The sequence below is a fragment of the Achromobacter sp. DMS1 genome (assembly GCF_001270295.1).
The window spans coordinates 1-14,546 of record NZ_LHSJ01000085.1 but is presented as its reverse complement, the minus strand read 5'-3'; the positions used below and the strand labels follow the sequence as shown (position 1 = coordinate 14,546).

The 14,546-nt window shown below is 67.8% G+C and carries 10 protein-coding genes, 3 tRNA genes and 2 pseudogenes; 10 read left to right on the top strand and 5 right to left on the bottom strand.

Features of this window, described 5'->3' with window-relative positions:
- Positions 1-110 precede the first annotated feature (110 nt).
- From AD428_RS11935 to AD428_RS11925, 3 genes and pseudogenes are all read right to left on the bottom strand, one after another.
- Positions 111-1,766 carry an FMN-binding glutamate synthase family protein gene (locus tag AD428_RS11935; protein WP_053245304.1) on the bottom strand — a complete coding sequence of 552 codons (1,656 nt, stop codon included), beginning with the start codon at positions 1,764-1,766 and terminating at the stop codon, positions 111-113.
- Positions 1,767-1,977: 211 nt separating this feature from the next.
- A pseudogene (locus tag AD428_RS11930) lies at positions 1,978-3,200 on the bottom strand (YeeE/YedE family protein).
- Between the two features lie 152 nt (positions 3,201-3,352).
- The gene (locus tag AD428_RS11925) at positions 3,353-4,297 is read right to left on the bottom strand and encodes an AEC family transporter (RefSeq protein WP_053245303.1); all 945 of its coding nucleotides are present in this window, start codon (positions 4,295-4,297) and stop codon (positions 3,353-3,355) included.
- Between the two features lie 141 nt (positions 4,298-4,438).
- Here AD428_RS11925 and AD428_RS11920 point away from each other — a divergent pair, with 141 nt between their 5' ends.
- A complete protein-coding gene (locus AD428_RS11920; protein ID WP_053245302.1) occupies positions 4,439-4,891 on the top strand; it encodes a GNAT family N-acetyltransferase in 453 nt (150 codons plus the stop codon).
- Positions 4,892-5,128: 237 nt separating this feature from the next.
- On the opposite strand, the gene AD428_RS11915 is transcribed toward AD428_RS11920, so the two are convergent.
- Positions 5,129-5,213: transfer RNA gene (locus AD428_RS11915), tRNA-Leu, on the bottom strand.
- 242 nt (positions 5,214-5,455) lie between these two features.
- On the opposite strand from AD428_RS11915, the gene AD428_RS11910 reads away from it, so the two are divergent.
- Complete coding sequence (locus tag AD428_RS11910) at positions 5,456-6,079, top strand: tRNA-uridine aminocarboxypropyltransferase (RefSeq protein WP_053245306.1); 624 nt, start codon at positions 5,456-5,458, stop codon at positions 6,077-6,079.
- Between the two features lie 187 nt (positions 6,080-6,266).
- Here the strand turns inward: AD428_RS11910 and AD428_RS11905 are convergent.
- A tRNA-Leu gene (locus AD428_RS11905) sits at positions 6,267-6,351 on the bottom strand.
- A 182-nt stretch (positions 6,352-6,533) separates the two neighbouring features.
- Between AD428_RS11905 and rnr the strand changes: the two genes are divergently transcribed.
- The 8 genes and pseudogenes from rnr to AD428_RS11865 all read left to right on the top strand — a co-directional run.
- A complete protein-coding gene (gene rnr, locus AD428_RS11900; protein WP_053245301.1) occupies positions 6,534-8,999 on the top strand; it encodes a ribonuclease R in 2,466 nt (821 codons plus the stop codon).
- A gap of 152 nt (positions 9,000-9,151) precedes the next feature.
- Positions 9,152-9,889 (top strand): 23S rRNA (guanosine(2251)-2'-O)-methyltransferase RlmB, encoded by a 738-nt coding sequence (rlmB, locus tag AD428_RS11895; protein ID WP_053245300.1) that lies wholly within the window; start codon positions 9,152-9,154, stop codon positions 9,887-9,889.
- 63 nt (positions 9,890-9,952) lie between these two features.
- Entirely contained in the window at positions 9,953-11,197 is a 1,245-nt protein-coding gene (locus AD428_RS11890; protein WP_053245299.1) for a cystathionine gamma-synthase family protein, read from the top strand.
- 56 nt (positions 11,198-11,253) lie between these two features.
- Positions 11,254-11,934 (top strand): Fe2+-dependent dioxygenase, encoded by a 681-nt coding sequence (locus AD428_RS11885; RefSeq protein WP_053245298.1) that lies wholly within the window; start codon positions 11,254-11,256, stop codon positions 11,932-11,934.
- Positions 11,935-12,284: 350 nt separating this feature from the next.
- The gene (locus tag AD428_RS11880; RefSeq protein ID WP_003812968.1) at positions 12,285-12,557 is read left to right on the top strand and encodes an HU family DNA-binding protein; all 273 of its coding nucleotides are present in this window, start codon (positions 12,285-12,287) and stop codon (positions 12,555-12,557) included.
- A 192-nt stretch (positions 12,558-12,749) separates the two neighbouring features.
- Positions 12,750-12,825 (top strand) — tRNA-Val (locus AD428_RS11875).
- 323 nt (positions 12,826-13,148) lie between these two features.
- On the top strand, positions 13,149-13,958 hold the full coding sequence (locus tag AD428_RS11870) for an energy transducer TonB (protein ID WP_053245297.1): 810 nt from the start codon (positions 13,149-13,151) through the stop codon (positions 13,956-13,958).
- Between the two features lies 1 nt (position 13,959).
- Positions 13,960-14,546, top strand: a pseudogene (locus AD428_RS11865) (hypothetical protein); the annotation flags it as partial.

Sequence of the window (14,546 nt, the reverse complement as noted above, 5' to 3'; positions counted from 1 at the left end):
GCCGCGGCATCGGCAGCGGGGGGCCGGGGCATGGCGGCGAGGTGGGGCGCGGGCGGCCGCGCCATGGAAATTGTTTTCGAGAATGCTTGAGCGCTGGCTGCAGGGGCGCGTCAGGCGGGCGCGCCCCGCGGCTGGCCCTGCGCCAGCGCGCTGACGAGATCCTGGGCCGGCTGGAAGGAATGCGCCTGGGCCATGGCCCAGCCCGTGCGGAACACCTGATGGCGGAATTCGCCGCGCAGCAGCTCGCCGGGCCGCAGCTCGGGGAACAGGGCGGAGAGCAGGCGGATTTCGCTGGGGGAGATGCGCCGGGCGATATGGTGCGGCCTGAGCTGCCCCGGATGCGTGAGGCCGGCGGCGCCCAGCAGTTCGGCCAGGGCGTGCAGGGTGTTGCGATGGAAGTTGGCCACGCGCTGGGCCTTGTCGGGCACCACCAGTGCGCGCTGCCGCAGCGGATCCTGCGTGGTGACGCCGGTGGGGCATTTGCCGGTGTGGCAGGCCTGCGCCTGGATGCAGCCGATGGCGAACATGAAGCCGCGCGCGGCGTTGCACCAGTCCGCGCCCATCGCCATGACGCGCGCCATGTCGAAAGCGGTAATGATCTTGCCCGAGGCGCCCAGCTTGATCCGGTCGCGCAGGTTGACGCCCACCAGCGTGTTGTGCACCAGACGCAGGGCCTCGCGCAGCGGCGTGCCGACGTGGTCCACGAATTCCACGGGCGCCGCGCCGGTGCCCCCTTCGGCGCCGTCCACCACGATGAAGTCGGGGGTGATGCCGGTTTCGAGCATGGCCTTGACGATGGCGAACCACTCCCAGGGGTGGCCCACGCACAGCTTGAATCCCACGGGCTTGCCGCCGGAGAGTTCGCGCAGCCGGGCCACGAACTTCATCAGTCCGATCGGCGTGTCGAAGGCGGAGTGACTGGCGGGAGAGTTGCAGTCCTGCCAGGGCGTCACGCCGCGCGCCTCGGCGATCTCGGGCGTGACCTTCGCGCCCGGCAGAATGCCGCCGTGGCCGGGCTTGGCGCCCTGCGACAGCTTGATCTCGATCATCTTCACCTGCGGCGTACAGGCGTTCCTGACGAAAGCTTCTTCGGAGAAGGCGCCGTGCTCGTCGCGGCAGCCGAAGTAGCCCGAGCCGATGTTCCAGATCAGGCTGCCGCCCGGCTGGCGATGATGGCGGCTGATGCCGCCTTCGCCCGTGTCGTGCGCGAAATCGCCCTGCCGGGCGCCTTCGTTGAGCGCCAGCACGGCATTGGCCGACAGCGCCCCGAAGCTCATGGCGGAGATGTTGAACACCGACATCGAATAGGGCTGCAGGCAGTCGGGGCCGCCGACCATGACGCGGAAATCGGTGTCGCCGACGTGGGTGGGCGACAGCGAGTGGTTGATCCACTCGTAGCGGTCGCCGTACACGTCTTCCTGCGTGCCGAAGGGGCGCTTGTCGATTTCGCGCTTGGCCCGCTGGTACACGATGGAGCGCTGGGCGCGGGAGAAGGGCGCGGCCTGCGTGTCGTCTTCCAGGAAATACTGGCGGATCTCCGGGCGGATGAATTCGAAGAGGAACCGCAGATTGCCCAGCACGGGATAGTTGCGCCGGATGGCGTGGCGCGTCTGGACCAGGTCGTAGACGCCCAGCAGCGCGAGCAGCCCGAGCGGGACGGCGGCCCACAGCCAGGCGGAGGTGTGCGCGGCGCTCAGCGCGCCCGTGACGACGGCGCCTGCGGCGACCAGGAAAAAAGCGGTATAGCGGCCTGCGATCCAGCGCATGGGCGTGTCTCCGTGTGGCGAGATGCTGCAACCATACACCAGGAAGCCAGCGGCCCCGGCGCTGTTGCTGGGGGGCGCCGGGGCTGGGGCTGCGCTCCCCGGCCAGCGCCCGCCGGTCGCCAGGCCTTGCGGGGCGCGGCCTGCAAGGCATCAGGGCGCCGCCCAAGACAATGGCCCCCGCGAGCGGGGGCCATTCGTGGAATTCTGTTTTTCAGCAGCTCGACGCAGGCGGCGTTTTTTCCACCGCCAGGCCGAAGGCCGGGCGCAGGCGCACGCCCAGCGCGCTGCCGGCGAAGGCGGCCGCAGCCACAGCCACGCGTGCAGGCTGCCCGACAGGATGCCGCTGAAATAGGCGCCGATATTGCAGCCGAAGGCCAGGCGCGCGCCATAGCCCAGCAGCAGGCCGCCGATGACGGCCCCGGCCAGCGAGCGCGCGGGCACTTTCCAGACGGGGGCGAATTTGCCCGCGGCGCTGGCGGCGGCCAGGGCGCCCAGCATCAGCCCGATGTCCATGACCGTGGTCACGTCGCGGCTCAGCGGCTGCGCGAGCGCTGTCTGCCTGGTCCAGTATGTCCAGGTCGCCACGTCGGAGCCCAGCGCGTCCAGCGTCTTGGCGCCCCACAGGGCGAACGCCGAGGTGATGCCCCAGGGGCGGCCGGCCAGCGCCAGGGTGGCGAAGTTCAGCGCCACCAGCGCCACGCCGCCCCACAGCAGCGGCCAGGGGCCCTGCAGCAGCGTGGCCGGGCGGCTGGTGCGCGAGGCAAAGGAAATCACGTGGCCGTGGCGGCGCTTTTCGAGCCGCGTGGCTACCCAGGCGATGAGCGCGAAAACCGCCAGGTTGGCGACCAGCGCCGGCGCCAGCCCCCAGGTCTTGATCAGCGAGGTGGGCGCCAGCGCGGGCAGGTGGGACCACCAGTCGAAGTGCGCCGTGCCCAGCACCGAGCCCACGATGAAGAACAGCAGCGTGACCACCATCCGGGTGTTGCCCCCGCCCACGGCGAACAGCGTGCCCGAGGCGCAGCCGCCGCCCAGCTGCATGCCGATGCCGAACAGGAACGCGCCCAGCAGCACCGACACGCCCGGAGGCGACACGAGGCCGTTGACCGGCTGGCCGAACAGGGTGCCCTGCGCCAGGAAGGGGAAAAACAGCAGCACGCCCACGCCCAGCATGAACATCTGCGCGCGCAGGCCGGCGCCGCGGCGGTCCGAGACGAACACGCGCCAGGCCTGGGTGAAGCCGAATGACGCATGGTAGAGCGTGACGCCGAGCAGCGCGCCCACGATCCAGAGGGCGCTTTGCCGCCAGCTCACGGCTTGCAGCAGGTAGGCCGCGCCCGCCAGCACCAGCAACAGCGCCGCCAAGAGGGGCTTGCGGTTGATCTGGACGGGCGGCAGGGCCGAAGGCAGGGGCAGGGCGGACGCGTTGGTGCTCATGACGATGGGGATCCCGGGGGAGAAAAGGGAAACGCAAACGGGCGCGTCTCCGCACCCGTTTCCGATACGCGCAGTCTAGCGCGGGGTTTTAATTCCTCAAAACACTTATTTATGATTGATAAATAACTATTGGTAATAAAATGGCGCGCGGCTCATGCCGGGGGATGGGCGCTGATCCAGGCCACCAGCAGGCTGACGGTCAGGATGGAACCCACCGTCGACACCAGGATGGCGCGCGAGGTGGCGCGCGCGTCGCGGCCGTACATCTGCGCCAGCATGAAAGGGCCGGTGCCAATGGGCAGGGCGCTCATCAGCACGGCGGTCCAGGCCCACAGCGGCGGCATCGAAAATACCTGGAACGCGAGCAGCGCCGTGACCAGGGGCTGCAGCAGCAGCTTGCCGGCCACGAGTTTCAGCACGCCGCGGCCCGCGGCCGAGGTTTCCGTTTGGGCCAGGAACAGCCCGATGGTCACCAGCGCGCATGGGCTGGCCGAAGCGCCCAGCAGATCGAGGTAGCGGTCCAGCCCGGAAGGCAGCGCCAGGCCGGTGGTGGACCAGATCATGCCCAGCACCGGCGCGGCCAGCAGCGGGTTGCGCATCAGCGCGCGCCCCACCCTGAGCAGGGTGGGGCCCAGATGCGGGGTCTGCTGGCGGTCGTATTCGATGAGGGCGATGGCGAAGCCGAACAGCACGCTGGCCGTCAGCAGCGTGGTGAAGGTGGCCGGCGCCAGGCTGTCGGCCCCGAACAGCGCCAGGCAGAGCGGAATGCCCATGTAGCCGGCGTTGGCGTAGGACGCCGCCAGTCCTTCGATACTGCGGTCGGTCAGCGCGCGCGCCGCGCCGCGGCGGTCCATGAAGGCGGCGGCGAACGTGACGGCAATGCCGCCTGCGAACGCGCCCACGAATCCCCAGTGCGCCATGTGCGCCAGGTCCACCTGCGTCATGGCGCGAAACAGCAGCGCGGGCAGCGAGAGGTAGACCACATAGCGGTTGAGCGCGTCCGTGGCGCCGCTGCCCAGGATCCGCCAGCGCGCCGCCAGCCAGCCTGTGAGAATCAGGGCGAAGACGGGCAGGGCGGCGGTGATGACGGCGTTCATGGAAACGGCGGGAGCGGCGCAAAGGCGCACATTCTACCGGGCGGGGCGCCGGGCGGTTCCGCGCGCCGCGCATCCCTGCGAGAATGCCGGTAGCTATCGGTATCTGTTATCCGTATTTCAATTGCTGCAAAAGGAGCCGGCATGTCAGCCTCGCAACCCGACAACATAAGCATCAGACTGGGCACCTGGGATCGCCTGCGCGATGACGCGTCCGCGGTGCGCCACGAAGTATTCGTCGTGGAGCAGAACGTGCCTCCCGAAGTCGAGATGGACGATGACGACGCCGTGTCGGTCCATGCCGTGGCCTATGGCGAGAACGGCGAGCCGCTGGGCACCGGACGCCTGTTGCCCGATGGCCACATCGGCCGCATGGCCGTGCTGCGCCACGCACGGGGGTTGGGCATCGGCGGCAAGCTGCTCGATGCCTTGATCGAGCAGGGGCACGGCGACGGCCACCGCATGCTCATCCTGCACGCGCAGACCCACGCCACCGGCTTTTACGAGGCGCACGGTTTCGTCGCGCAGGGCGAACCGTTCATGGAGGCGGGCATTTCCCACGTGGTAATGACGCGCGTGCTCGAGCCCCGGGGCTGACCGGACGCGCCCCGGCGAGGGGCGCGGGCTTGCGCGGCGGAGGGCTTTCCGCAGCGCCTTCGCCACAGTATTCCGCGCGCATCTGCCCCGCGCGCCTGCCTTTGCGTTCTTGCTTTTGCGTTCTTGCTTTCGCGCTTCTGCTCCTGGCTTGTTTCGGCGCAAAAGAAAAAAACCCCGGACGCTTTCGCGTACGGGGTTTTCTTGGCGCATCACGCTGGTAATTCGTGATGTGGTAATTGGTGCCCAGGAGAGGACTCGAACCTCCACACCTTGCGGCACATGGACCTGAACCATGCGCGTCTACCAATTCCGCCACCTGGGCGCTGTTGCCTTGCGTTGCGGCGTTGCTTTGTAAGCGGCGCCTCGTGCCCGGCAGCAGAGAAATGAAATTATGCATAGTTTTCCGGAAGTGCGCAAGCGGCGCAAAAAAATTTTGCGGGCCGCTTGCGCAAGGCGAGCGGGGCAGCGAGCGGCGGGGGCGGCGGCATGTGGCAGACTGCGGATCTGCGCTGCCTTGTGGCTGCCGCGTTCCCTTCCGCTTTTCTTTTTCCGCATTCCGTTGCCGTGTCCCGTTCCGTATGCCCGCGCTGCGCCCGTCCCCGGCCGCTCTGCCTGTGCCCGCTGATTCCGAGCCTGTCCAGCCGCACCCGGGTGCTGGTGCTGCAGCACCCCTCCGAATCGCGGCATGCGCTCAACACCGCCAGGCTGGCGGTGCTGGGCCTGGAGCGGGCCCGCCTGCTGGTCGGCGCGCAATTCGGGCCGCAGGCGTGGGAGGCGCCGGGCCTGCGCAGCGTGCTGCTGTTTCCCGGGGAGTCGTCCCAGCCCCTGGCGGCGGCGTCCGGCGACGGTCCGTTGCAGCTCATCGTGCTGGACGGCACCTGGAAGCAGGCGCGGAAAATGCTGCGCGACAATCCGGAACTGGCGGCGCTGCCCCGCGCGCATCCGCCCATGGAGCCGGCGGGCGCGGCCTCGCGCTACCGCGTGCGTCATGCCGACCTGCCGGGAGCGCTCTCCAGTATCGAGGCCATCGTGCGGGCGCTCAATGTGCTGGAGGCGCCCGCGGCGTACGATGCCTTGCTCAGGCCGTTCGAGGCGCTGGTCGACGCGCAGATCCGGGCCATGGGGCAGGATACGTATGAGCGTCACCACCTGCGCCGCAGCCCGGGCCGCAAAGGCCGGCAGGCGTAGGGCGGCAGGAGCAGGAGCGGCGTCCCGGCGGGGGCAGGGAGCAGGCAGGAGGAGCAAGAGCGGCTGGCCGGAAAGCGCAGCGGAAATGCAAAAGCCCCGCGGGTCGGCCGCGGGGCTTTCGAGGGTGTCCGGAAGCTTCCGGATACCGCTGGCGTTGCGGCAAGGCCGCAGCGCCTGGAAAATTCTGTGGTGCCCAGGAGAGGACTCGAACCTCCACACCTTGCGGCACATGGACCTGAACCATGCGCGTCTACCAATTCCGCCACCTGGGCACTGAATGCGACCGGGTTTGTCCGCCGGTGTTTTCATGTTTTTCGCCGTGTTTCCCATGCATGGTCGAGCCATGAAAAACTAGCTATGAAAGCACACAAGCTATAAACTCTGGTCTTTCTGCTTCAGTGTTCAGCCTTGGGCGAACCACAGAAGCTGCGCATTATAAACGGAAATTTTAGCTTTGGCAAAAAGATCGAATAACGACTCGAATAACAACAGATCAACACCCTTGCCCGAAGCCCCGCCGGACTTCGACCCCGATGTTCCGTCCCGTGAAGCCATCCTGAAAGCGCTGCGTTCGGCGGGAGCGCCGCTCTCGCCGCAGGAACTGGCCAATCGCATGGGCGTGGAGCGGCCGGCAACGGTGACGGGGTTCGAGCGCCGCCTGGCCGCCATGGAACGCGACGGCCAGTTGCTGCCCAACCGCAAGGGCGTGCTGTTGCTCGCCACCAAACTCGATTTCATCGCCGGCAAGGTGCTGGGGCACCGCGACGGCTTCGGCTTTCTGCTGCGCGACGACGGCGGGCCGGATCTGTTCCTGTCGCCGCGCGAAATGCTCAAGGTGCTGCACGGCGACCGCGTGCTGGTCAAGCCCACGGGCGAATACCGCGGCAAGCCCGAGGGCACCATCGTCGAAGTCATCGAGCGCCGCACCAACAAGCTGGTGGGCCGCTTCCTGCACGAGCACGGCCTGTCCATCGTCGTGCCCGAAGACCAGCGCATCAAGCACGACATTCTCATCCCGCCCGGCGACACCAACGGCGCCCAGCACGGCCAGGTGGTGTCGGTCGAGATCATCGCCCAGCCCACCCGGCACACGCAGCCGCTGGGCCGGGTGTCCGAAGTGCTGGGCGAGATCGACGATCCCGGCATGGAGATCGAGATCGCGGTGCGCAAGTTCGACGTGCCCGTCGAATTTTCCGAGGCGGCGCGCAAGCAGGCCGCCCGGCTGCCCGACTCGGTGCGCAAATCCGATCTGAAAGACCGGGTCGACCTGCGCGACGTCCCGTTCATCACCATCGACGGCGAAGACGCGCGCGATTTCGACGACGCCGTGTATTGCGAGCCGGTCGAGCTGGGCGCCGGGCAGCGCAAGCGCCCGGGCTGGCGCCTGCTGGTGGCCATCGCCGACGTGAGCCACTACGTGCGCCCCGGCGACGCCCTCGACGACGACGCGCTGGAGCGCGGCACCAGCGTCTACTTCCCGCGCCGCGTGATTCCCATGCTGCCGGAGTCGCTCTCCAACGGGCTCTGCTCGCTCAACCCCGACGTCGACCGCCTGGTGCTGGTGTGCGACATGGTCATTCCGGCCACGGGCGCCAAGGCGGGCACGGTGACGGCCTACCAGTTCTTCAATGCGGTCATCCACTCGCACGCGCGCACCACCTACACCAATGTGTGGGAGGCGCTGCAGCAGCCGACCGGGCCCGCCGCGCTGGCGATGCGCGCCGTGCTGCCCCAGGTGCAGCACCTGTACGAGCTCTACCAGCTGCTCGCCCAGGCCCGCCGCAAGCGCGGGGCCATCGACTTCGATACGGTCGAAACCAAGATCGTCTGCAACGAGCTCGGCCGCATCGAACAGATCGTGCCCATGGTGCGCAACGACGCACACAAGCTCATCGAGGAGTGCATGCTGGCGGCCAATACCTGCGCCGCCGACTTCATGACGCGCAGCAAGCACCCGGGCCTGTTCCGCATCCACGAGGGCCCCACGCCCGAGCGCCTGCAGTCGCTGCGCGAGTTCCTGCGCACCCTGGGGCTGTCGCTGGGCGGCGGCGATACGCCCACCGCCAAGGACTACGGCGAGTTCCTCGACAGCGTGCGCGGGCGTCCCGACTATCCGCTGCTGCAGACCATGTGTCTGCGGTCCATGCAGCAGGCCATCTACAGCCCCGACCTGCTCGGCCACTTCGGCCTGGCGTATCCGGGCTACAGCCATTTCACCTCGCCCATCCGCCGCTACCCCGATCTGCTCACGCACCGTGTCATCAAGGCGCTCCTGGCGGGTCAGCGCTATGTGCCCAGCCTGGAAGACCAGCCGGTGGTCATCGGCCGCTCGCAGCGCGAGCACGAGCATGCCATCTGGGAAAAGCTGGGCCTGCTGCTGTCAGCCAGCGAGCGGCGCGCGGACGAGGCTTCGCGCGACGTGGAGGCCTGGCTCAAGTGCTGGTTCGTCAAGGAACGCGTGGGCGAGGATTTCAGCGGCACGGTTACCGGCGTGGCCAGCTTCGGCATCTTCGTCACGCTGGACACGCTGCACGTCGAAGGGCTGGTGCACGTCTCCGAGCTGGGGGGCGAGTATTTCCAGTTCAACGACGCCATGCACGAGCTGCGCGGCGAGCGCACCGGCCTGCGCTACCGGCTCACCGACAAGGTGCAGGTGCAGGTTTCGCGGGTCGATCTCGAGGCGCGGCGCATCGAGTTCCGTCTGGTGCAGGGCACCAGTTTCGACGCCTTGCGCAAAGCCGCCGCGCGCGGCCCCGACGAGCCGCCGCGCCGCGTGAAGAAAGCCGCCGCGCCCAAGCCGGCCGCGCTCAAGGGCCAGACCGCCAGGGAGCGCCGCGCCGAAGCCAAGAAGGCCGGCAAGCCGGCCCAGGCGTCCAAGCGCGCCGCGCCCGCCAAGAAGGCGGCCCGCAAGCGCCACTGACGCGGCGGCAGTCTTCGGCCGGTCCGCTTGTGCGGGCCGGGCGGGGGCTGCGGCAGGCGCTAAGGCGGTAACATTGTCCCTGGCCGGCGCGCTCCGGCCGCCCGCTCCGGGTCCGGCGCGGGATTTCCGTTTTTCTAAAGGTTCTTGCATCTATGGCGTCGACCCAAATACTCGCCGGGTTTCACGCGGTGACCGCGCGCTTGCGCCACGCGCCCGATTCCATCAAGGAAATCTACGTCGAGGCGTCGCGCCGCGACAAGCGCATGCAATCGTTCATCGAGCAGGCCGAGCGCGCCGGCTGCCGCCTGCATCCGGTCGGCATGGATCGCCTGGACGGACTGGCCCGCGGCACGCGGCACCAGGGCGTGGTGGCGCTGGCCGAGGAGCGCCAGCTCGCGGTCGACGTGGACGAGGTGCTCGACGTCATCGAAGGGCCGGCGCTGCTGCTCATCCTCGACGGCGTGACCGACCCCCACAACCTGGGCGCCTGCCTGCGCACGGCCGACGCGGCCGGCGTGCATGCCGTGATCGCGCCGCGCGACCGCGCGGTCGGCCTGAACAGCACGGTGCAGCGCGTGGCCTGCGGCGCGGCCGACACCGTGCCGTACCTCATGGTCACCAACCTCGCGCGCACCATGCGCGGCCTGAAGGACCGCGGTGTCTGGCTGGTGGGCACCGACGACCAGGCCAGCGAAAGCATGCACCAGATCGATGCGCGCCAGCCCATGGCCTGGGTAATGGGCGCCGAAGGCGAGGGCATGCGCCGGCTCACCCGCGAAACCTGCGATCAGCTCGTGCGCATTCCCATGCTGGGTTCGGTCGAGAGCCTGAACGTCAGCGTGGCGAGCGCCGTCTGTCTGTACGAGTCCGTGCGCCAGCGGCAGGCGTAAACTGGCCGCTTTCCCGTTTCGTTCCCCGTCTCGTTCCCACATCGCCCCTACGTACCGCCCATCATGCACCAGAACGGCTTCACCACCACCATCCTGCATTCCGACCGCGAGCAATCCGTCGAGCACGGCGCGGTGCACAAACCCATGCATCCGTCCTCCGAGTTCGCGTACGAAGATGCGCGCGAACTCGCCGCCGTGTTCCAGGGCAAGGCGGGGTTCACGTATGCGCGCCAGGGCACGCCCACCACCACGGCCCTCGAGGCCAAGGTGAGCCGCATGGAAGGCGGCAAGGGCACGGTGTCGTTCGCGACTGGCATGGCGGCGCTGTCCGCCATCTTCACCACCTTGCTGCGCCGCGGCGACCACCTCGTGTCCAGCCAGTTCATCTTCGGCAACACCAACAGCCTGCTGGGCACGCTGCAGGAGCTGGGCGTGGAGATCACTTTCGTGGACGTCACCGACGCGGCGCAGGTGCGCGCCGCGCTGCGTCCCGAGACGCGCATGGTCTTCACCGAAACCATCGCCAACCCCGGCACCCAGGTCGCCGACCTCGCCGTCATCGGCCAGATCTGCCGCGAGCACGGCCTGGTCTACGTCGTGGACAACACGCTCACCTCGCCCTGGATGTTCCAGCCCGCTTCCGTGGGCGCCTCGCTGGTGATGAATTCGCTTTCCAAGTACATCAGCGGCCACGGCAATGCACTCGGCGGCTCGGTGACGGACACCGGGCTGTACGACTGGTCGGGCTATGCGAACATTTACGAGGCCTACCGCAAGGGGCCGTCCACGAGCTGGGGCCTGACCCAGGTCAAGAAAAAGGGCCTGCGCGACATGGGCGGCACGCTGGCCGCCGAGCCCGCGCACCGCATCGCGGTGGGCGCCGAGACGCTGGCGCTGCGCATGGCGCGCCATTGCTCCAACGCCCTGGCGCTGGCGCGCTTGCTCGAATCCCATCGCGGCGTGGCCAGGGTGCACTATCCCGGCCTGCCCGGCCATCCCCAGCACGAGCGCGCCAAGGCGCTCTTCGGCTCCCGTTTCGGCGGCCTGCTGGGCGTGGAGCTCGCCGAGGGCGTGGACTGCTTCGATTTCCTCAACCGCCTGCGCGTCGTGCTGATGGCCACGCACCTGGGCGACACGCGCAGCCTGGCGCTGCCCGCCGCCCATACCATCTATTACGAGATGGGGCCGGAGCGCCGCAGGCAGATGGGCATCGCCGACAGCCTGATCCGCGTCTCGGTGGGCATCGAGGACGAGGCCGACCTGCTGTTTGACTTCGATCAGGCGCTCAATGCCTGTCTGCCGGGATAATCCAGCGGATCGCGGGCGGCGCGCCGCTCGCGCGTATGTTCAGTCGGGGCGCAATCATGCTCATACAGATCGCGGACGTCTTCAGTCCGCAAGAAGCTGCCGAAATCCGGCGTCGGCTCGAAGCCGCCGAGTGGGTGGACGGCAAGGTCACAGCAGGCTATCAATCGGCCGGCGTGAAGAAAAACAGGCAATTGCCCGAAACGCATCCGCTGGCGCAGGAGCTGGGCAACCTCATCCTGCAGCGCCTGTCGGCCAACAACCTGTTCATGTCGGCGGCGCTGCCGCGCAAGATATTTCCGCCGCTCTTCAACTGCTACGAAGGCGGCGAGGCGTTCGGCTACCACATCGACAACGCCGTGCGCGGCGTGGGCGCCACCGGCGAGCGGGTGCGCACCGATCTGTCCGCCACGCTGTTCTTCTCCGAGCCGGATTCCTACGACGGAGGCGAGCTGGTCATCGACGACACCTATGGCCCGCGTTCGGTGAAACTGCCCGCCGGCCACATGGTGCTGTATCCCGGCACCAGCCTGCACCGCGTCAATCCCGTGACGCGCGGCGCGCGCATCAGCTCCTTCTTCTGGATGCAGAGCCTGGTGCGCGAAGACAGCCAGCGCGCGCTGCTCCTGGAAATGGATGTGGCGATCCAGCGGCTGACGCATGACGCGGCGGGCCACCCCTCCATCGTGGCGCTCACCGGCGTCTATCACAATTTGCTGCGCCGCTGGGTCGACGTTTGAAACGCGGTCCGGGCGCGTTCGCGCATGCCGCGCCCGCGGCGGCCTGCGCGTTTTTGTTTATTGCTAAAAGATTGAAAAGCTAGTATTGGCGCGGGTTCCACAGCGGTTTTCGCTTGACAGCCGCTTGTCGCCAGTGCCTAATACACGTCTGCGTCGCCCATGGTTCGACGGCTTGATGCCGGCCGATCCCAGGCGGCGCAGCAGTTTAAAAGTTGTGCTTTGCAGCGCAAGAAAAAAGTTTATCCACTAGTCTGTTCGTCGCTTGCCGGCTTGCGCCAGGGTTGCGTGGCTTGAAAATCGCCTGGCGCGGTTGTCCGGCAAACTCTATACCTTGTGAGGGGTACACCTGAATGAACAAAACCGAACTCATCGATCACATCGCCAGCAAGGCCGATATCTCGAAGGCTGCCGCCGGCCGTTCGCTCGACGCCCTGATCGGTGCCGTCAAGACCACCCTCAAGAAGGGCGGCACGGTTACGCTGGTCGGCTTCGGCACGTTTGCCGTGTCGGCCCGCGCCGCCCGCACCGGCCGTAACCCGCGCACCGGCGAAACCATCAAGATCAAGAAGGCCAAGGTGCCGAAGTTCCGCCCCGGCAAGGCCCTGAAGGACGCCGTCAACTGAATCGGCTCGGGGCAGGTCGCTGGCTGTTGCCCAGCTTGATTCGCCCGGCCCGACCAGACGGTCCTGATTTGCCCATGATTACGCGGTCCGGTATACTCCGGCCCGCGTAATGCTTTTGAGTGCCCCGACAGGGTGGCTCGCGGTGCAAGGCCCCGGCGAAATCCGAGCCCGCGCCGCATGCCTCGTCAAGCCGGGTGCTTAGCTCAGTTGGTAGAGCGGCGCCCTTACAAGGCGTAGGTCACAGGTTCGACCCCTGTAGCACCCACCATAAAGCTGCGCGTCTCTTTCCGGGTCCGGTTCGCGCCAGGCCCGTCGAAAACACCGAAAGCCCGCCCATCGAGATGGCGGGCTTTTTGTTTGCCCGTCATCGGTTTGCCCGTCATCGGTTTGCCTGTCTTGGTTTGCTTCCCGTCGGTTTGCCTGCCGTCGATGCTGCGTCCGGAAATCGAACGGGACTGACTTACTGTGAAAAGGACGTGCGAATCATTCGCATTTAAGCTATGATGCTTGGCTTGTACCGGCTTGCCGGCGTCGCCTTGCGGTGCGCGTCTACCAGGCGGGCCGGATAGTCAATGCACCCCTGGCTGATTCATGCCTAGTCTTCAACACGGTTGGAATTCTTCAACGCCGTCCTCATCCCTTGCTTTACGCACAGGCGCCGGCCTGGCAGTCCTCGCGCTGCATGCGGCGGTGGTGGGCGCCATTTTCCTGGCGCCCGCTGAAAATCCGCAGATGGAGGAACCCGAGGCCATCATGGTGAGCGTCGTGGATGCGCCGATTCCCCAGATCGCCAAGGCGGAGCCCGCACCCGAAGTGCCGCAGCCGGTGGTCGAGCCGGAGCCTGAGCCGCCCGAGCCGGAAATCGAGCCGGAGCCCGAACCCGATATCAAGCCCGAACCCGAGCCGGAGCCCGAACCCGAGCCCGTGGTCGAAAAGCCGCCCATGCCGGCGCCCAAGCCACCGCCGCCCAAGCCCAAGCCGAAACCCAAGCCCAAGCCTCAGCCCAAGCAGGAAGTGAAGGCCGAGCCCAAGCCCCAGCCGCCGGCGCCGCCCAGCGGCGCGCCGGAGGGCACGCAGGCGCCGCAGGGGCCGCAGCAGGGACCGCCGCCGGACCAGCCGGTGCTGGTGTCCAGCATCGAGTTCAGCGGAGCCCGGCCCATGCCCAACTACCCCATGGCCTCGCGCCGGCTGCGCGAGGAGGGACGGGTGCTGGTGCTGGTGGAAATCAACACCCAGGGCCTGGTGGACCGCGCCTCCATCGACACGTCCTCGGGATACCCGAGGCTGGATGACGCGGCCCTGACGGCCGCCCGCAAGGCCCGCTTCAAGCCCTATACGCGCAATGGCGTGGCATACCCCGCCAAAGCCAAGATTCCATTCGATTTCGTCATGAGGAACTGAGATGTCCAACGCTCTGCATCACGCCACTCTGCTGGCGCAGGCAGCCACCGGCCAGGCCGCGCCGGCAGCGGCGAGCACGGCGCTGCTGGCTGTGCTGATCGTGGACCGGGACGAGACGCTCGGATGGCGCTATCCGTTGCTGGCATCCGCGGCCGTGCTGCTGCTGTCGGCGGCCGCGTGCCGCCGCGCGGTGGCGCGGGAATGGGGGCTGTCCGACCGCGCGGCGTTCGGCATGGTCGCCCTGTGGGGCGTCGTGCTGGCGCTGGCCAGTGTGCCGGCGATGCTCGTCATGTTCTGGCTGCTGCAGCCCCTGAAACTGAGCAGCATGTGGTTGCCGGCAATCCTGGCCATCTTGACGGTGTTGGCAATGGGCTTGGCGCCGATTTTCCGTATGCTGGGGCCCGCCCGGATCGAGGGCGGGGTTGCCTCGCTTTTGGGAAGCGGGGCCATCGTATTCACCACGATATTCTGGCTGCTCGTCATGCTGGGCAGCTATGTGCCGCTGGTTCTGAAAAACGCCGGCATCTACGACGAGCGGCCCCGCCATTACCTGCTGCGCGGGGCGGACGCCGCGGCGGCGGCGCGGGC

Coding starts and splice junctions, on each gene's coding strand:
- AD428_RS11925 (WP_053245303.1), bottom strand. CDS start 4,297: ATGAACGCCGTCATCACCGCCGCCCTGCCCGTCTTCGCCCTGATTCTC.
- AD428_RS11920 (WP_053245302.1), top strand. CDS start 4,439: ATGTCAGCCTCGCAACCCGACAACATAAGCATCAGACTGGGCACCTGG.
- AD428_RS11870 (WP_053245297.1), top strand. CDS start 13,149: ATGCCTAGTCTTCAACACGGTTGGAATTCTTCAACGCCGTCCTCATCC.
- AD428_RS11880 (WP_003812968.1), top strand. CDS start 12,285: ATGAACAAAACCGAACTCATCGATCACATCGCCAGCAAGGCCGATATC.
- AD428_RS11885 (WP_053245298.1), top strand. CDS start 11,254: ATGCTCATACAGATCGCGGACGTCTTCAGTCCGCAAGAAGCTGCCGAA.
- AD428_RS11935 (WP_053245304.1), bottom strand. CDS start 1,766: ATGCGCTGGATCGCAGGCCGCTATACCGCTTTTTTCCTGGTCGCCGCA.
- rlmB (WP_053245300.1), top strand. CDS start 9,152: ATGGCGTCGACCCAAATACTCGCCGGGTTTCACGCGGTGACCGCGCGC.
- AD428_RS11890 (WP_053245299.1), top strand. CDS start 9,953: ATGCACCAGAACGGCTTCACCACCACCATCCTGCATTCCGACCGCGAG.